14 protein-coding genes and 1 pseudogene are annotated in these 18,332 nt (G+C 44.6%); 12 read left to right on the forward strand and 3 right to left on the reverse strand.

Going from position 1 to position 18,332, the window contains the following annotated elements; all coding sequences use genetic code 11:
• The 12 genes and pseudogenes from BCU12_RS01325 to BCU12_RS01380 form a co-directional block, all read left to right on the forward strand.
• Positions 1-164: ATP-dependent helicase C-terminal domain-containing protein (locus BCU12_RS01325; protein ID WP_277871245.1), on the forward strand; the 164-nt coding region annotated here is incomplete at its 5' end.
• Complete coding sequence (mrcB, locus tag BCU12_RS01330; RefSeq protein ID WP_102402602.1) at positions 161-2,527, forward strand: penicillin-binding protein 1B; 2,367 nt, start codon at positions 161-163, stop codon at positions 2,525-2,527. The genes BCU12_RS01325 and mrcB, both read left to right, overlap by 4 nt.
• 93 nt (positions 2,528-2,620) lie before the next feature.
• Entirely contained in the window at positions 2,621-4,927 is a 2,307-nt protein-coding gene (locus BCU12_RS01335; protein WP_198599223.1) for a patatin-like phospholipase family protein, read from the forward strand.
• A gap of 241 nt (positions 4,928-5,168) precedes the next feature.
• The gene (gene acnB / locus BCU12_RS01340) at positions 5,169-7,757 is read left to right on the forward strand and encodes a bifunctional aconitate hydratase 2/2-methylisocitrate dehydratase (protein WP_102402604.1); all 2,589 of its coding nucleotides are present in this window, start codon (positions 5,169-5,171) and stop codon (positions 7,755-7,757) included.
• A gap of 180 nt (positions 7,758-7,937) precedes the next feature.
• Entirely contained in the window at positions 7,938-8,306 is a 369-nt protein-coding gene (locus BCU12_RS01345; RefSeq protein WP_102402605.1) for a YacL family protein, read from the forward strand.
• A 134-nt stretch (positions 8,307-8,440) separates the two neighbouring features.
• Positions 8,441-8,575: pseudogene (locus BCU12_RS01350) on the forward strand (IS630 family transposase); the annotation flags it as partial.
• 640 nt (positions 8,576-9,215) lie between these two features.
• Complete coding sequence (locus tag BCU12_RS01355; RefSeq protein ID WP_102402606.1) at positions 9,216-9,554, forward strand: P-II family nitrogen regulator; 339 nt, start codon at positions 9,216-9,218, stop codon at positions 9,552-9,554.
• Positions 9,555-9,581: 27 nt separating this feature from the next.
• Positions 9,582-10,811, forward strand: a complete 1,230-nt coding sequence (locus BCU12_RS01360) for an ammonium transporter (RefSeq protein ID WP_102402607.1) — start codon at positions 9,582-9,584, stop codon at positions 10,809-10,811.
• Positions 10,812-10,937: 126 nt separating this feature from the next.
• Positions 10,938-11,741 carry a DsbC family protein gene (locus tag BCU12_RS01365; RefSeq protein ID WP_102402608.1) on the forward strand — a complete coding sequence of 268 codons (804 nt, stop codon included), beginning with the start codon at positions 10,938-10,940 and terminating at the stop codon, positions 11,739-11,741.
• A gap of 171 nt (positions 11,742-11,912) precedes the next feature.
• A complete protein-coding gene (locus BCU12_RS01370) occupies positions 11,913-12,929 on the forward strand; it encodes a Fe(3+) ABC transporter substrate-binding protein (protein ID WP_102402609.1) in 1,017 nt (338 codons plus the stop codon).
• Between the two features lie 98 nt (positions 12,930-13,027).
• Entirely contained in the window at positions 13,028-14,653 is a 1,626-nt protein-coding gene (locus BCU12_RS01375; protein ID WP_102402610.1) for an iron ABC transporter permease, read from the forward strand.
• Entirely contained in the window at positions 14,653-15,681 is a 1,029-nt protein-coding gene (locus BCU12_RS01380) for an ABC transporter ATP-binding protein (protein ID WP_102402611.1), read from the forward strand. Before BCU12_RS01375 ends, BCU12_RS01380 begins: the two co-directional genes overlap by 1 nt.
• Here the strand turns inward: BCU12_RS01380 and BCU12_RS01385 are convergent.
• From BCU12_RS01385 to BCU12_RS01395, 3 genes are all read right to left on the reverse strand, one after another.
• Positions 15,678-15,953, reverse strand: coding sequence for a ribbon-helix-helix domain-containing protein (locus BCU12_RS01385; protein WP_102402612.1), 276 nt, complete (start codon positions 15,951-15,953; stop codon positions 15,678-15,680). The genes BCU12_RS01380 and BCU12_RS01385 overlap by 4 nt on opposite strands.
• A 91-nt stretch (positions 15,954-16,044) precedes the next feature.
• Positions 16,045-16,605 carry a DJ-1/PfpI family protein gene (locus tag BCU12_RS01390; protein ID WP_102402613.1) on the reverse strand — a complete coding sequence of 187 codons (561 nt, stop codon included), beginning with the start codon at positions 16,603-16,605 and terminating at the stop codon, positions 16,045-16,047.
• 220 nt (positions 16,606-16,825) lie between these two features.
• A complete protein-coding gene (locus BCU12_RS01395) occupies positions 16,826-18,238 on the reverse strand; it encodes a phosphoglucomutase/phosphomannomutase family protein (protein WP_102402614.1) in 1,413 nt (470 codons plus the stop codon).
• Between the last annotated feature and the right edge of the window lie 94 nt (positions 18,239-18,332).

Genomic DNA, 18,332 nt, shown 5'->3' on the forward strand with positions numbered 1-18,332 from the left:
CACAGCGACCGCTTCAAGTGACACAAGACTTAGCGTCATTTTGGGCAGGATCGTATAAAGACGTTCAAAAAGAGATGAAGGGGCGATACCCCAAACACGTGTGGCCAGACGATCCGGCCACGCATGTCGCGACCAGTAAAACAAAACGGCAATTTAACCGATGACTGAGAAGAAAACGCCTGTGAAGAAGGCGACGACGAAGAAAAAAGCCACACCGAGAAAAAGCGCCAGAAAGAAAGCCGCTCCGAAGCGAAAAACCAAGGCACAAAGAACTTGGGTTGGCGTTTTATGGGGCATCGCCTGGAAACTGGCGCTGGCTGGCCTGGCGGTATTGGTTTTTGTTGGCGTTTACCTTGATAGCGTCGTGAAGCAAAAGTTTGAAGGGCAGCTATTCAGTCTGCCTACCGTTGTTTATGCGCGCATCTTGAATCTGGTTCCCGGCTCGTCGACAACGTTGGAGCAACTAAGCAATGAGCTCGATGTACTGAATTATCGTAAAGTTCGTCAGCCACGCTATCCTGGAGAATACTCGTCTTCTTCTAATAAGATTGAAGTGATTCGCCGACCGTTCGAGTTTTCTGACGGTTCGGAGCCTTCACGCCATGCCATGATCCATTTTGATTCTACTGGTGTGAGTCGAATTCAATCACTAGAGCAGAGTGGCAACTTGGGCTATTTGCGCATCGATCCAAAAATGCTAGGGATGCTTGAAAAAAACACTAATGAACAACGGCTCTTTTTAAGGCGCGATCAATTCCCAGAAATCATGGTTGATGCATTACTGGTGACAGAGGATCGTAATTTTTATCAGCACGATGGTGTTTCTCCTTTTGCGATCGCACGTGCGATGGTGGTAAACCTGAAGGCTGGGCGCACTGTTCAAGGTGGCAGCACCTTAACTCAACAACTTGCGAAGAACTTGTTCTTGTCGAGCGATCGCACCTTATGGCGGAAGATCCGTGAAGCGTACATCGCCATCATTGTTGACCATCGCTACAACAAAGATCGCATTCTAGAGGCGTATCTGAATGAGGTGTATTTAGGTCAGAGCGGTGGGGAAGCGATCCATGGGTTTGGTTTGGCGTCTCGGCTTTATTTTGGTCAGCCAATCGATGAGCTCAGAATTGATCAATTGGCATTGCTGGTGGGAATGGTCAAAGGGCCTTCGTATTACAACCCAATTCGTCATCCTGAGCGTGCTAAAGCGCGGCGTGATCTTGTACTTCGAATGATGATGCAGCAGGACATATTAACCGCGAGTCAATACGACGAAGCCGCAAGTCGACCACTTGATATTCAAGACAACCCTCGAATAGCAAGCAGGCAGCCCGCCTATTTTCAGCAGGTCAGTATCGAACTGAGAGAAAAGGTTGGGGATGCGTTCCAATCAGAAATTGGTCTTCGCGTGTTTACCTCTTTGGATCCCGTCTCTCAGCAAGAGTTAGAAAGGGCGATTTCAAAGAAGGTGCCTGAATTGTCAAAACGGGCCGGTAAATCACTGGAAGGAGCAGCCGTTGCTGTTGATCGCCACAGCGGTGAAATTAGAGCGATGGTGGGTGGCAAGCGCTCCGGCTACGATGGATTTAATCGTGCTTTAAACGCCAGTCGGCAGATAGGTTCATTAGCAAAACCCGCTGTTTATCTAACCGCTTTGGAACAACCAGAGCGTTATAACCTCGCGTCAACGCTTCAAGATAAGCCGATCAGCTTGAAAGGAAGCAAAGGAAATGTTTGGTCGCCGCGAAACTATGACCGTCAGTTCCGTGGTGAAGTACCATTGTATGAGGCGCTGTCGAAATCGCTCAATGTGCCTACGGTTCAACTCGGCATGCAGTTAGGCATACCCAATGTTATGGACACCCTAGAGAAGCTCGGCGTTGATCGTTCTGAAATTAGGCCAGTGCCATCGATGTTCTTAGGCTCGTTTACGCTAACGCCGTTTCAGGTGGCTCAGATGTATCAAACGCTGACTAATTCGGGGAAAAAAGCGCGCTTATCCGCACTACGCTCGGTGCTCGATAAAGAAGGGCATGTACTTTATGAGTCCATTCCCCATGTGCAACAAAAAGTACCTCAGCAAGCGGCCTGGTTAACCACTTATGCCATGAAGGTGGCTGTGGTTGAAGGAACCGGTCGTTACTTACACAGCCAGTTCTCTTGGGCGGCGCTCGCCGGAAAAACAGGAACCAGTAATGATACGAGAGACAGTTGGTTTGTTGGTGTTGATGGCCGAGAGGTAACGGCTATTTGGCTCGGACGTGATGATAACAAGCCAACCCAACTGACGGGCTCAAGTGGGGCGTTACGTGTGTATTCAGAATATTTAACCCATCGAATCCCAGAGCGCTTGATTTTGCCTTGGCCACGAGAAATCAGCACGATAGGTTTTGATAAGACCAGCGAAGGCCCGTTAGAACTTAATTGCAGCAGTAAGTTTAAAGTACCGATGTGGGACCCTAAGGGCGTCATCAAACAAAATTGCGAAAACAAACCAACGGGTTGGTTTAAAAATATATTCACGTGGTAGCCTAGTCACGTACGGTAAATGGCATGTTAAGCTATATTTATCAAGGTTATGCAAGACACAGCTCGGTTTGACAGCAATTAAAGGATTAATGCAGTGCGGTTAATGTTCAGTTTTTTAGTGTTTCTGGTTTATTTGGTCAGCCCAATCTCATTGGCTACCTCCAGTATCGAATCAGATGAACAACTTGAAAGACCCAGTATTGCGGTTGTACTAGCAGGTGGCGGTGCAAAGGGCGCAGCACATATTGGTGTGCTCAAAGCTCTTGAAGAGCTAAGAATTCCAGTCGATTACATTACTGGCACCAGTATGGGGGCCTACGTTGGTGGTTTGTACGCAACCGGAATGAGTGCGGAAGAAATAGAAAGCTTAATTTATTCAACGGAATGGAATCGTGGCTATCGAGACCGTGTTAACCGAAGTGAAAGACGTACAATTAATAAAGAGTACGAAGATAGGTATCAAATAAAAACAGACCTAGGATTGCGCTGGGGGGAAATTCGAGCCCCAAGAGGTGTGGTTCAAGGGCAGAATATGCTACGAATATTACGTGAGACTTCTGGCAATCTACCCGCGATAGATTCGTTTGATAATTTGGTGATTCCTTACCGCTCCGTAGCGACCGATATCATTGATTTAGAGCCAGTGGTCATTGATAAGGGCTACCTTGTCGATGCAATGATGGCAAGCATGTCTGTTCCTGGTGTGCTTCCTCCCTATGAGATTGATGGCAAGCTTCTCGTTGATGGTGGCGTGACCAATAACATGCCCGTCGATGTCGCAAGAGATCTCGGCGCAGACATTATTATCGCTATCGACATCAGTAGTGACTACATAGACGAAGATGAATTTAGTTCTTTTTTAACCGTCGCAGATCAGCTATCAAATTACCTGGTAAGACGCAGCACTATTCTACAACAAGAAACACTGACAGAGGCCGACTTCTTCCTACAACCAAATGTTGGGGATATGGGGACGACCGAGTTTGATAAAATGCCAGGCGCTTTTGTGGAAGGCTATGAAGAGGCAATGGCGAACTCACTTCGCTTGTCTCGACTTTCTCTATCATCCAGTGAGTATCAGGCTTACATCGATAAAAAACAGAATTTACGTAGAAAGCTGGTATACGGCGATGAAGTGACGGTCGATCGCATCGTGATCAACAATAACACTCACTACAATGAAGAACTGTTGCGTACTCGATTAGGTTTACAAGAAGGCAAAGCGATAACAACGGAAGAGCTAGAGCAGAGTATTCAGGATCTGTACGCATTGGATCGCTTTGAACTTATTACTTACCAGTATGATAAAGATGAGGATGGCAATAATCTCGTCGTTGTCGATGTGAATGAAAAGTCTTGGGGCCCGAACTACGTTAACTTCCGTTTTTTCCTCGAGGATGACTTTACAACAGATAGCCAATACTCACTCGGAATATCCAGTAATTTCACGGATCTGAATTCTGGCGGTGCTGAGTTGCTACTTAACCTGGAGATGGGCAGTGATAAATTGGTTGAAGCAGAGCTGTACTCGCCATTTTTATCAAGCCAGAAACTCTTCACAACATTGGGCGCAAGTTACAGCAATGATAAACGGAATGTACCGACGAGTGGCTTTGAGGATACAAGTCTAAAGGCGACTGAAAATTACATTCCTGTCACGTTCCGTGAATGGAAAGCGGAATTGACCCTTGGCTATCAAGAGAGGTTGTGGAGAGAGTTTAATCTTGGTTTGCGTTATATCCAGGGTTATGGGGAGCTGTCAACTTTGCCTGTCTGTGGCGATCTTAATTATGTTCGTCAAGGGATCTTTGCTGGCTATCGCTACGATACCCTTGACGATTTTAGTTTTCCTCGTTCGGGCTTCTATGCGGATTTAGAATATTTAGTTTCAAACGACGATATTGAAGGTCAATCCAACTGTTTGGATACTGGTTCCAATCAATCTAATGACGTGGTGACAGAAATCAGCGCCAAATTGATTGGTGCCTATACGTATGACCGTCATACTTTAGTGGCAAATATGGATCTCGGTTTGTCTCAAGCTGAGAATGCGTCGATGCCGATTGATCCAAAAGAAATTGGTGGATTTCTAAAACTGTCAGGTATCCCACGAGACAGCTTAATTGGGCAAAATATCGCTTTCACGAGTTTAGTGTATCGTTACCGTTGGTTTGATAATGATTTTGGTCTATTCAGCTCCCCTTTCTATCTTGGAAGTTCGATAGAGTATGGCGGTGTTTGGTCAGACCCTAATGTCAATATTCAAGATGCACCGTTATATCACGCGGCTTCCGTCTTTGTAGGGGTGAACTCGCCAATAGGACCTATTATGTTCGGCTATGGGTTCACTGAGCAGCAATATAATTCTGTATATTTAATAATTGGGACGACATTTAAGTAGTAAATAGACCAAGTTAATTTCGAAAAATCATCCAACTTTAGTCTTAACTTGCTATGTTGGTCAAAATGATAAGATTTTAATTTTAGGTTAAATTTGCTATCCTGCGTCCCACAGTTTGGCCTCTCTGGCGCTGCTCATCAATTCAATTGTATGACTTCTATGGCAATGGAGAGCCAAGTTTCCAAGGATGTTCAATCCTAGTCAATGAGCTATGGTTGAACCGCAATGAGAGGAAAAAGTCGTGCTTGAAGCCTATCGTAAACACGTCGAAGAGCGTGCTGCTGAAGGAGTTGTTCCTAGACCATTAGACGCTGAGCAAGTAGCGGGTCTAGTTGAACTTTTGAAGAACCCACCTCAAGGTGAAGAAACCTTTATTCTTGACCTACTAGAAAATCGTATTCCACCAGGTGTAGATGAAGCTGCTTATGTAAAAGCGGGCTTCTTAACTGCTATCACGAAAGGTGAAGTAGAGTCTCCACTGGTTAGCAAAGCGAAAGCTGCAGAGCTACTTGGCACCATGCAAGGTGGCTACAACATCGAATCACTCGTCTCTCTATTAGACGATGCAGAGCTTGCACCAATCGCAGTAAAAGCGCTTTCTCACACTTTATTGATGTTCGATGCTTTCTACGACGTAGAAGAGAAAGCAAAAGCAGGCAATGCTTCTGCTCAACAAGTTCTTCAGTCTTGGGCTGATGCTGAGTGGTTTACAGCTAAAGAGAAAGTAGCGGAAAAAATTACCGTTAAAGTATTCAAAGTCACTGGTGAAACAAACACCGATGACCTATCTCCAGCACCTGATGCATGGTCTCGTCCTGATATCCCAGTACACGCAAAAGCGATGCTGAAGATGGAACGTGAAGGCATTACACCTGACGCACAGGGCAGTGTTGGTCCAATTACTCAAATTGAAGAAATGCAAAAAGATGGCATTCCACTGGCTTACGTTGGTGATGTTGTCGGTACTGGTTCTTCACGTAAATCAGCAACAAACTCAGTACTTTGGTTCATGGGTGAAGATATCCCGTTCGTACCAAACAAGCGTACTGGCGGTGTTTGTCTTGGTGGTAAAATTGCACCAATCTTCTACAACACAATGGAAGATTCAGGCGCACTACCAATTGAACTGAACGTACAAGACATGAACATGGGTGATGTGATCGACATTTTCCCTTACGAAGGTGTGGTACGTAAAAATGGTGCAGAAATCTCAAGCTTTGAGCTTGGCAAGGTTTTACTTGATGAAGTTCGTGCTGGTGGTCGTATTCCACTGATCATCGGTCGAGGCCTAACGGGTCGTGCTCGTGACGCTCTAGGCCTAGCTGAAACGGATCTGTTTGCCAAACCAATCGATCCTTCTGCTTCTGATAAAGGCTACACGCTAGCTCAGAAGATGGTCGGTAAAGCATGTGGTGTTGAAGGCGTTCGCGCTGGTCAATACTGTGAGCCTAAGATGACGACAGTCGGTTCTCAAGATACTACCGGACCTATGACGCGTGATGAGCTTAAAGACCTTGCGTGTCTTGGTTTCTCAGCTGACCTTGTGATGCAGTCTTTCTGTCATACATCGGCTTATCCGAAACCAGTAGATGTAAACACTCACCATACGCTACCTGATTTCATCATGAACCGTGCGGGTGTTTCACTGCGTCCGGGTGATGGCGTTATCCACTCATGGCTAAACCGTATGCTTCTTCCTGATACTGTTGGTACAGGTGGTGACTCGCATACTCGTTTCCCTCTTGGTATTTCATTCCCAGCGGGCTCAGGCCTAGTCGCATTTGCGGCAGCAACAGGTGTTATGCCTCTTGATATGCCTGAATCAATCTTGGTTCGCTTTAAAGGGGAAATGAAACCAGGTATCACGCTACGTGACCTAGTACATGCGATTCCTCTTTACGGTATTAAACAGGGTCTACTAACAGTAGAGAAAGCAGGTAAGATCAACGAATTCTCTGGTCGTGTACTAGAAATTGAAGGTGTTGAGCACCTATCTGTTGAACAAGCATTTGAGCTTTCTGATGCATCTGCTGAGCGTTCTGCGGCTGGTTGTACCGTTAAGCTATCTCAAGAGTCTATCGATGAGTACCTAAACTCGAATATCGTTATGCTTAAGTGGATGATTGCTGAAGGCTACGGTGATGTTCGTACGATTGAGCGTCGTATTACGGCAATGGAAGAGTGGCTAGCGAACCCTGAGTTGCTATCTGCTGATTCAGATGCTGAATATGCTCACGTTATCGAGATCGACCTTGCTGATATCGATCAGCCAATCCTATGTGCACCAAACGATCCAGATGATGCTCGTCTTCTTTCTGACGTTCAAGGCACTGAGATTCAAGAAGTGTTCATCGGTTCTTGTATGACGAACATCGGTCACTTCCGTGCTGCAGGTAAGATGCTAGAGGAGTTTAACGGCTCGCTAAATACTCGCCTATGGGTAGCTCCGCCAACGAAGATGGATAAAGACCAACTGACAGAAGAAGGCTACTACGGCATCTTCGGTCGTGCTGGAGTACGTATCGAAACTCCTGGCTGTTCACTATGTATGGGTAACCAAGCTCGTGTGGCTGATGCTTCGACGGTTATGTCGACGTCAACTCGTAACTTCCCGAACCGCTTAGGTAATGGTGCGAACGTTTACCTAGCGTCTGCTGAGCTTTCTGCTGTTGGTGCGATTCTAGGTCGCATTCCAACGAAAGAAGAGTACTTAGAGTATTCAGCGAAGATTGATGCAACTGCGGCTGATACTTACCGTTACCTGAACTTCCATAAAATGGGTCAGTACACGGATAAAGCCGATACGGTTATCTTCCAAGAGCCTGCGTAAAACGCGGCCTTAATTGAAGATTAGTCAAAAGCACTTGCGAGTTCGTAAGTGCTTTTTTGTTTCTCAAACCAACTAATTGTTCTTAACGTTTCAACTCAGTGCGAAACACCCCTAGAGAGTTTTTCTTTCTCACTATATACTCTGCGCCAACTTTTCTCTTGTGACCGATTGGAACCTCTCATGGAATTTGAATTCACCCGTAATACCCTAATGGGCGAGTACTATGTCAAGTGCAGTATGGGGCATGAGATTGTCGGGCGCTGGTTACAGGATGAGATTGGTAAACCTTTAGGCAATATAGAAGCAGTAGAGCGACTGATTGATCGGGCAAAGGCGCTGCCTTCTAATGAACATACGCTACTCGGTCATGAGATCTCACTGATGATCAGTGAAGATGAAGTCACTATTTCTGAGAACGTACTCAGTCATGGCGATGAGCTAGAAGAAGGTAGTGAGTTTCAATATTACAATAGTGAAAGCACCGCTAGCTGCGGAATTGATGATTTCGAAATGCTTATTGAGCAATGGCGAGATTTTTTAGGGTATTAGTCTTCTCTCGTTTCCCTCTTAGGTTAGCCATCACTCTATTCTATATGGATGGAGCCCAAGAAAATGCCTAGCTATATACCCTTAGTCATTGCAAGTGCTTGGTTTTTAGAGTATTTCGGATCATTCGACAAACCATGAAAATATATCTAACCGATAGTCAGAAGAAAGAACTCGAAACCCAACATGATAAAACTCATGATGGCCGAGTGCGTGACCGCATTAAAGCGGCACTTGTTGTATCTGAAGGTTGGAGTACCGTAATGATTTCATAAGCTCTGCGTATCCATTAAACAACAGCCACCTTGTTGATTGCACATTATCGGCAAAGCTAACACCTCTAAATGACTTTGTTTCCTAAATCAGGGAACTCAATCATCAACTCACGATCTGATCTGCTAAGTTCATTCAAAGACTTAGCCAAATGACCAAGCCTCGCTACAAACAACTAACCGGAAACAATATAACCAAGCTTTAATCCATCGTGTGTCACTGAAATTACGACACAAGGCTGTGTTACTAAGCCGTTCGTATCAAACGTGCGGTTCTCATTCCTGCTCTTCTGCTTGCTTTGTTCGTTTATTGGATGCAAAACCGTCGACAGTTAAAAGTACGAGAGTTTTTAGAGCAAGAGATGGCTGAGTCCAACGTTTAATATACGGCATAGCTTCTTGACCATATCACTTAATACGCTTATTCCATTTATCAGCATGGGGAGTTTGCACTGAAGTGGTGAGATTATTTGTTAATGCATTGTTATAGTGAAAGCGGCGCACCGTATTGGTGCGCCGTTTTTGCTTTATTGAAGTGTGAATAATTAAAGTGCTATCAAAACAATAACTTAAATAGTTGGCACGTACCTTGGATTAGTATTGATAACAGATTAAAGGACTAAGACCTAGAGAGGGTACGATGAAACTAATTAACGCAATAATCAAACCATTCAAACTCGATGATGTACGTGAAGCATTAGCCGATGCAGGTATTGAAGGGATGACAGTATCTGAAGTAAAAGGCTTCGGTCGTCAAAAAGGCCACACAGAGCTCTACCGTGGTGCTGAATACCAAGTCGACTTTCTACCGAAAGTAAAACTTGAAATCGCAACGCAAGCTGAAAATGTTGACCGTGTTGTTGAAGCGATTACGAAAGCGGCTCAAACAGGCAAAATCGGTGACGGTAAGATTTTTGTGTACGACCTAAACCAAGCGGTTCGTATCCGTACTGGTGAAATGGACGTTGAAGCACTTTAAAGATTCAAAGGATTGGAGAGCAATATTATGGAACTACTAACAACTGTAACGGAACTACGTTACGCACTAGATACTTTTTTCTTCCTCATTTCAGGTGCGTTGGTTATGTGGATGGCAGCTGGTTTTGCGATGTTAGAGGCAGGCCTAGTTCGTTCAAAAAATACGACTGAAATCTTAACTAAGAACATTTGTTTATACGCGATTGCGTGTACGACATTCCTGCTTGTTGGCTACAACATCATGTACGTAGACAACGGCGAGGGCGGCTGGTTACCATCATTTGGTGCACTGATAGGCACCCAAGGTGAAGGTGCCGATCACTCGTTAGAATCTGATTTCTTCTTCCAGGTGGTATTCGTTGCAACAGCAATGTCAGTGGTCTCTGGTGCGGTTGCTGAGCGTATGAAGCTTTGGTCATTCCTAATCTTCTCAGTGGTTCTCACTGCGTTTATCTACCCGATGGAAGGTTACTGGACATGGGGCGGTGGTTTCCTATCAGAAGCTGGATTTAGTGACTTTGCTGGCTCAGGTATCGTTCACATGGCAGGTGCTGCTGCTGCACTAGCGGGTGTATTGCTACTGGGAGCACGTAAAGGTAAATACGGTAAAAAAGGTGAAATCTACCCAATTCAAGGTTCTAACCTTCCACTAGCAACACTGGGTACGTTCATCTTATGGTTCGGTTGGTTCGGCTTTAACGGTGGTTCTCAACTGATGCTGTCAGACTTCGAAAACGCAACCGCTGTTGGTCAAATCTTCCTAAATACTAATGCTGCTGCGGCTGCAGGTGCAATTGCTGCTCTACTTGTATGTAAAACAACATGGGGTAAAGCCGATTTAACTATGATTCTGAATGGCGCATTAGCTGGCTTAGTTGCGATTACTGCTGACCCACTGTCTCCATCACCACTATATTCTGTGGCTATCGGTTGTGTATCTGGCGCGCTGGTTGTATTTAGCATCATCGCGCTAGATAAACTGAAGATTGATGATCCAGTAGGTGCAATCTCAGTACACGGTGTGTGTGGTTTCTTTGGCCTAATGGTTGTTCCGCTAAGCAATGGTGATGCAACGTTTGGAGCTCAATTACTTGGCGCTGCGGTAATCTTTGCTTGGGTATTCGGTGCTAGCCTCGTTGTTTGGGGTATATTAAAAGCAACGATGGGTATCCGTGTTACTGAGGACGAAGAGCAAGAAGGTATGGACATGCACGACTGTGGTGTTGGTGCTTATCCAGAGTTTGTGACAGTTAAATAATACTAAATACATCTAGATATTAGGGCCTACTCAGCAATGAGTAGGCCTTTTGCTTTTTGGTGATTCACCATAAAGTGGCGTACTCTGTTCAATATTACGTGGCTAAGCAATATCATGGAGTGATAAATGAAAAATATTTTAGTGACCTTTCTCATTTTGCTAACGTTTAACGCATATGCGGATTCTCAGTTAAACGATGTGAGTGAACAGCAAAAGAATGAGCTTGAACGGATCATAAATGTACAATTGTTAGGTAATGATCCAGCACTGAACGATTCAGGTGATCTTGTTCGACATATAAAGCAATTGGGGTCGAGTAGTACTTATCTTTTTAAACTGTTTGATTCTGGATCAGTACATACCCTCGCTTACTTCTCTGATACGAAATCAATATTAGTAATGTCGGATGCCAATTTAATTCGTTTGGACGATCAATCCAGCATTAAACAGGAATACGAAGCAAGCTATGTGAAACCTATGCTTGAACGTATTGACCCAAAGGATGTGATCGCAATGCCTGCGTCCGGTGAGTCAGCAACGAAGGTATACGTGTTTACTGACCCGACTTGTGGCTATTGTCGAAAGTTGCATTCAGAGCTAACGGATTATCAGAAGAAGGGGATTTCTATTCAATACCTACCGTATCCAAGGGGTGGGAAAGCTGGGCCTGGATTCAAAATGTTAGTCAACGCCTATTGCTCTAAGGACAGAAAAACAGCGTTGAGTTTTGCTAAAGCGAACAACAGCGCACCATCATTGCCTGAAAGCATTACCGCAAAGCAGCTTCAACAGTGTGAAGACATCGTCAATAAATACTATGCCCTTGGGAATGAGCTAGGTGTTACTGGCACGCCAGCGATCTACGCCGAATCAGGATATCAGTTAGGCGGTTATGTCCCAGCCAATGTCATGCAACAGAGGCTACAATAGTACTAGTTTGCTTCCATAGTTATTTGATGAAAAGAATTGTTACAAATCAAATGCCTATAAACCAACCTGCAAAGGTTGGTTTTTTTGTCTAGTATCATTGTAATTAATCTATTCATGCATATAATAATGCAACTGATAAACATTATCATTACGAAGTAAAGGATTAAACTGATGAAAAAATTGCTAACTCTTTCTGCATTGGCATGCAGCGCTATCGCACCAACAATGGCTATGGCTGCTGAAGAAGTAAATGTCTACTCTTACCGTCAACCATTTTTAGTAGAACCAATGTTCAATGAGTTCACTAAAGAAACTGGCATTAAGGTAAACGTTAAGTTCGCTAAGAAAGGCCTTGCAGAAACGCTAGCTCGTGAAGGCGATTTAAGCCCTGCTGATGTTATCCTAACGGTTGATATTAGCCGTCTTGCAGAGTTAACAAAGCAAGAGTTAGTTCAGCCAGTAGAAAGTCCAGTACTTGAGTCAAATATCCCGGCTCAATACCAAGATACAGACAATGAGTGGTTTGCTCTAACAACTCGTACTCGTTCAGTTTATTCTTCACGTGACCGTGTTGGTCGTCTTGGTGATGATTTCACTTACGCAGATCTCGTTAAGCCTGAGTTCAAAGGTAAGATCTGTACTCGTAGTGGTAAGCACCCTTACAACGTTTCTCTTGTTTCTTCTATGATTGCTCACCACGGTGAAGCAGAAACAAAAGAATGGTTAGAAGGCGTAAAAGCAAACCTTGCACGTAAGCCTCAAGGTAATGACCGTGCGCAAGTTAAAGCGATTAAAGAAGGTCTATGTGACGTAGCACTGGGTAACAGCTACTATCTAGGTAAGATGGTTAACGACAAAGAGCAGAAAGCTTGGGCAGACTCTGTTTACATCAACTTCCCAAATCAAAATACTGAAGGTACACACGTAAATATCTCAGGTATGGCGATGGCGAAATATTCTCCAAATAAAGAGAACGCACAGAAGTTAATGGAGTTCCTAAGTGGTGATACTGCTCAAGGTATGTACGCTGAAGTAAACTATGAGTACCCAGTAAAAGCAGGCGTTGAGCGCTCAGAGCTGGTTGCTTCTTGGGGTGACTTCAAAGCGGATGACGTTTCTTTAGACGACATTGCTTCTTACCACTCAGCTGCAATTCGACTTCTTGATGAAGTGAAATTTGACCTTTGATTATAACTAGGGGTATAAAGTACCCCTGTTTTTCAAAAGGATATGAGATGTATTTGCAATTGCGTTTATGTTTCATACGGCCTTGTTGTAGTTAGGCTATGAACGAAAAAAATTATATATGGAAAACCAGTAGTGCAAGCTTAGCTTTGCTGCTGGTTTTGCCGATCTTAGCGATCTTTTATACCTCGTTGGGTGATACCGACGAGGTCTTTTCGCATCTGATGTCTACGGTCATGCCTACCTACGTGTACAACACAGTTGTGCTTACTGTTGGTGTGATGCTTCTCTCCTTGGTTCTTGGCATTCCTAGTGCTTGGTTTATGGCGATGTGTCGTTTACCGAGTGAGGGTGTTTTACAGTGGGCACTTGTTCTTCCTCTTGCCATGCCAGGGTACATTATTGGCTATATTTTTACCGACTGGTTTGATTTTGCAGGTCCGATTCAAATTCTGCTTCGAGATCTAACTGGTTGGGGGCCTGGTGAGTATTGGTTCCCTGATATTCGAACGCTTGCCGGTGCAACCATTGTTTTGGCATTAGTCCTTTATCCTTATGTGTATTTACTGTGCCGCGCGGCATTTATGGAGCAAAACGTTTCTCTGCTTCAATCTGCGCGATTATTAAAGTGCTCCCCTTGGGAGAGCTTCAAACGAATATCTCTGCCTCTTGTACGCCCTTCTATGGCGGTTGGCCTTTCATTGGTGGCGATGGAAACCATCGGTGACTTTGGCACGGTCAGTTACTTTGCCGTGAGCACCTTAACCACGGCGGTGTACGATACTTGGCTTGGGTACTCTAATCTAAACGCTGCGGCTAAAATTTCTGCCCTAATGCTAGTGATTGTCATACTGTTGCTCAGCGCAGAGCGCTATAGCCGACGCAAACAGAAACTGTTCCAAAACCAGTTCAGTAGTCGCGAAGATTTCCGTTACAAGCTAACCGGCTGGAAAAAATGGGCGGCATTAACCTGGTGTTGGGGCATTGTTTCTGTCGCCTTCATCCTGCCTCTAACGCAGCTGTGCATTTATGCTTATAAGTATTTTGAACAAAGCTGGACTGCAGGGTTCAGTGAGTACGCGATAAACAGTCTACAAGTGTCGATCATCGCCGCAATTATTGGTGTGTTTGTCGCTTTGGTGGTGAATTTTACTCAACGAGTTAATCCTGGAAAAAGCAGCCTCGCTTTTATGCGTCTATCCTCTATGGGGTATGCCGTGCCTGGCACTGTATTGGCGATAGGCGTGTTGGTTCCTGTTTTGTTCCTCGACCATTTTGTTAATGATGTGGCACGAGCACTCGATTATCAGAGGCCAGGGCTAGTCTTTTCTGGTTCCATGTTTGCGCTGATTGTCGCGCTTGTTGTTCGCTTTTCAGCTGTCGCTATCGGTAGTATTGAAAGCAGTTTGAATAAGATTCCACCTTCATTGGATATGGCAGCTCGCACAATGGGGTGCAATACTAATAAGATGCTGTGGAACATTCACTTTCCATTGATTCGCCGCGGCGCCTTGATTGCGGGCTTGCTTGTCTTTATTGAATCAATGAAAGAACTGAATGCTGCTTTACTGTTGAGGCCGTTCAATTTTGAAACCCTAGCGACGTATGTTTATAACTACGCGTCTGATGAGCATTTAGAGCTGGCTGCTATGCCTGCTATATTATTGGTATTGGTCGGGTTGATACCACTTGTTGTTGTCAATCGTTCTTTGGAGAAAAGCCACTAATGAGTTGTGCGCTGTCGATACAAAACTTAACGTGCAAGTATGAATCTCAAACCGTACTCGAACAGTTATCGCTAGAAGTGAATCATGGCGAGATCGTGTGCCTACTTGGCGCAAGTGGTTGCGGAAAAACAACATTGTTGAAAGCGGTCGCAGGCCTGCTTCCGTTAAGTTCTGGTGTCATGAGCCTGAACTGTATGACCATTGATGATGGGGAAAATTGGTTACCGCCAGAACAACGTAATATTGGTATGATCTTTCAAGATTATGCCTTGTTTCCTCACCTAACCGTGGCCGATAACATCGCTTTTGGTTTACGTAATGTGAGCAGCAGTGAGAAAAAAAACAAGGTAAAAGAGATGTTGGATCTCGTTCACCTTTCTGACTATGGTGACCGATACCCGCATCAGCTTTCTGGTGGCCAGCAACAACGTGTAGCGATAGCGCGAACTCTTGCCTATAAACCCGACTTACTGCTATTGGATGAACCGTTCTCAAATATTGATACCCAAGTTCGCCATGAATTGATCGCGGAAATCCGACGTATTTTTAAATCTCAGGGCGTGACTGCTATTTTTGTGACTCACAGTAGAGAAGAGGCGTTTGCCTTTTCTGACAAAATGGCCGTCATGAACAACGGGGTTATCGAGCAGTATGGTACGGCTACCGAGCTTTACTACCATCCATCAAGTAAGTTTGTTGCGGATTTCCTTGGCGGTGGTAGCTATCTCCCTGCAACCCGCATCTCGGAAAATAAATTCAAAACAGCACTTGGCACAGTAGAAGCTATTGCCAAGAGTGCGATTGAGGTAAACCAAGATTGTGAGTTGCTTTTGAGACCGCAACATATTTTGATTGAAGCGGAACAAGAAAGTTCTATTCGCGTTCAAGAGCAGCACTTTATGGGGGATCACTGTCGGTATGTCGTTAAGGTGAATGGTAATCAACTGACGGCGAGTTCTTCACAGGCATTAACCATCGGTCAGACAGTCAGTATTAATGTGGATGAGCAAGGCATTTTAGCGTTCTAAACCGTGATTCGTTTGCCACCGTTAAGATACGTTGTGCAGGCGACTCGCAGCAAAGAGGTGAAATTACCGAGCTCACCTCTTCGCTGAATCACTTCATTGTAAATTCGAGTCAAAAACTCTGCGACAGAGATATGTGAATCGTCAGCAATATCTTCAATAATTTTCCAAAATACCGCTTCAAGCCGAATGCTAGTGACCACGCCTTCGATGCGTACTGAACGTGTTTTCAGCTCAAACAAGTTATCTTCCGCACCTGAATATATCTCACACATGTTGTTGCCCTATTTATCACCCTGTAGATAGTTCCAGAATAGTGAATTATCCGGATAACTCACTAAGTCTTTAGTCTATAGCTGGGAGTATTTATAGGAGCATTTGGTTTAACTGAGCTAACCAGCTTGGGTGCGCAGGCCAAGCAGGTGCAGTAACGAAGATGCCATCGGTCACCGCTTGATCCATTTCAAGATCCACGTAGTTTGCTCCGGCTAATTTTACTTCCGGAGCGCATGCTGGATACGCGGAGATTTCCTTACCTTGTATGATGTTCGCTGCTGCAAGCAGTTGGGCACCATGGCATATTGCTGCGATAGGCTTTTGTTCAATGGCAAAAGAGGTGATGAGTTTGATGACATCAAGGTTTAGACGAAGGTATTCAGGTGCACGGCCACCAGGAATGACCAAAGCATCAAATTGTGAGCATGTAGCCTCTTCAAAATTGGCATTGAGTGTAAACAAGTGCCCAGGCTTTTCTGTATAGGTTTGGTCGCCTTCGAAGTCATGAATGGCCGTCTTGATGGTCTCTCCACTGCGTTTCTCCGGGCACACAACACTGACAGTATGTCCAACCATGCCCAATGCTTGAAAGGGAACCATTAATTCGTAATCTTCTACAAAATCACCCGCTAGAATCAGTATACGTGCCATGTGTTAATTTCCATCTTTGTGAATGAAAATTAAGGTTAACAATTTGTTTACATGTGGTGGTAGTAGTTGGTTACTACAAGGGAAAGTGCATGTTAGGGCTGTAAGAATAAAAAAGCCCAGCAAATGCTGGGCAAGTATTCTTCACCTATAGGGTGCTCACAAATGAGCGAAGGTGCGGCAATCGGTTCCTATCCAATTTACTGAAGAAACATCAGTAAACTTATAGGGATAAGAAGTCTTTCACCTGCTGAAGAACACGTTCGGCAGTTTCTTTATCTTCCATTTCAGCGAAGATTCGCAGCAAAGGCTCAGTACCTGAGAAACGGGCTATAACCCAGCCGCCATTCTTAAAGTACACTTTAGCGCCATCATCGTAGCTGACTTTTTCAATTTCGTACTCAAACTCAGGCAATTGCTTTTCAACGTAAACCTTGTTGTAAAGCGCCTCTTTCTCAGCTGGCTTGAATGTGCAGTCACCTTCAGCAGTATAAGCGTAGCCATACTTGCCATAGATTTCATCAAGCATCTCAGAGAGCTTTTTACCTGTCACTGAAATCATCTCAACAAGCAAGCTTGATGCGAAGACACCATCTTTACCCAATATGTGACCACGGATAGTGAGGCCACCAGAGCTTTCACCACCGATAAGAGAGTCATCCGCTTCCATTTGAGAGCTGATGTGCTTAAAGCCTACAGGAACCTCAAAGCTCTTCTCGCCGTGGTCGGCTGCAATCTTATCGAGAATATGAGTCGTCGCGATGTTACGCACGACAGAGCCTTTCCAGCCTTTGTATTCAAGCAGGTAGTAGTAGAGAAGAATGAGCACTTCATTTGGATGAATAAAGTGACCTTTTTCATCAATGATCCCTAACCGATCTGCATCTCCATCGGTACCAATGCCGATGTCGTAACCCTCAGCGGCGACTAAGTGTTTTAAGCGGTAGAGCGTTGCTGCGCTTGGAGATGGCATTAGGCCACCGAAGTCAGGGTTCTTGCCATCATTAATCACATCAACATCACATCGACCATTGATCAAAACGGTTTGTAATGCGTTTTTTGCAACCCCAAACATAGGATCAATAAGCACTTTCAGGTTGGCATTCTTGATCGCTTCAATGTCGATAAAGTTGATGATCGAATCAACAAAAGCGTTCATTGGGTTAATAATCACAACTGATTTGTCATTCAGCGCTTGTTCAAATTCAACGGATTTCACGTCGCTCAATGTGAGTTGGCTGATCTGCTCTTCTACTTTCTGCGTAATGATCTCATCGGCATCGCGTCCACCTTCAATAAAGATTTTAATGCCGTTGTAATCTGCAGGGTTGTGAGAAGCGGTGATGCAGGCTGAGTAAGCGCATCCCATCTCTTTCGCTTGGAACATAACAATCGGGGTTGGAACAAACTTATCGATGAAGCTGACAGGAATGTTGTTTGCAGCTAGTACTTCTGCAAACCAACGACCGGCCTTATCGGAAAGAAAGCGACGGTCATAGCCTACGATAAACCCTTTATCGGCAACGTTTTCGTTGTTAATAATATTTGATAATGCTTGAGCAACAAGGCGAACATTGTCTTTAGTGAACTCTTCACCAATGAATGCGCGCCAGCCACCAGTACCAAATTTGATCATGATAAAATCCTTTTGGCTGCCTCGGTTGAAATTCTGATTTGAGAGGACTCTCAACGAATAGCAGCAAAAATGTGAGTTAGAGTGACCTTCAAGC

The organism is Vibrio sp. 10N.261.55.A7 (assembly GCF_002877365.1).
Lineage (GTDB): Bacteria > Pseudomonadota > Gammaproteobacteria > Enterobacterales > Vibrionaceae > Vibrio.

Excerpts from the sequence above, each read along its gene's own strand:
- BCU12_RS01395 (WP_102402614.1), bottom strand. The coding sequence starts at position 18,238 with ATGATCAAATTTGGTACTGGTGGCTGGCGCGCATTCATTGGTGAAGAG.
- BCU12_RS01355 (WP_102402606.1), top strand. The coding sequence starts at position 9,216 with ATGAAACTAATTAACGCAATAATCAAACCATTCAAACTCGATGATGTA.
- BCU12_RS01390 (WP_102402613.1), bottom strand. The coding sequence starts at position 16,605 with ATGGCACGTATACTGATTCTAGCGGGTGATTTTGTAGAAGATTACGAA.
- BCU12_RS01375 (WP_102402610.1), top strand. The coding sequence starts at position 13,028 with ATGAACGAAAAAAATTATATATGGAAAACCAGTAGTGCAAGCTTAGCT.
- BCU12_RS01360 (WP_102402607.1), top strand. The coding sequence starts at position 9,582 with ATGGAACTACTAACAACTGTAACGGAACTACGTTACGCACTAGATACT.
- BCU12_RS01345 (WP_102402605.1), top strand. The coding sequence starts at position 7,938 with ATGGAATTTGAATTCACCCGTAATACCCTAATGGGCGAGTACTATGTC.
- BCU12_RS01365 (WP_102402608.1), top strand. The coding sequence starts at position 10,938 with ATGAAAAATATTTTAGTGACCTTTCTCATTTTGCTAACGTTTAACGCA.
- BCU12_RS01370 (WP_102402609.1), top strand. The coding sequence starts at position 11,913 with ATGAAAAAATTGCTAACTCTTTCTGCATTGGCATGCAGCGCTATCGCA.
- mrcB (WP_102402602.1), top strand. The coding sequence starts at position 161 with ATGACTGAGAAGAAAACGCCTGTGAAGAAGGCGACGACGAAGAAAAAA.
- BCU12_RS01385 (WP_102402612.1), bottom strand. The coding sequence starts at position 15,953 with ATGTGTGAGATATATTCAGGTGCGGAAGATAACTTGTTTGAGCTGAAA.
- BCU12_RS01380 (WP_102402611.1), top strand. The coding sequence starts at position 14,653 with ATGAGTTGTGCGCTGTCGATACAAAACTTAACGTGCAAGTATGAATCT.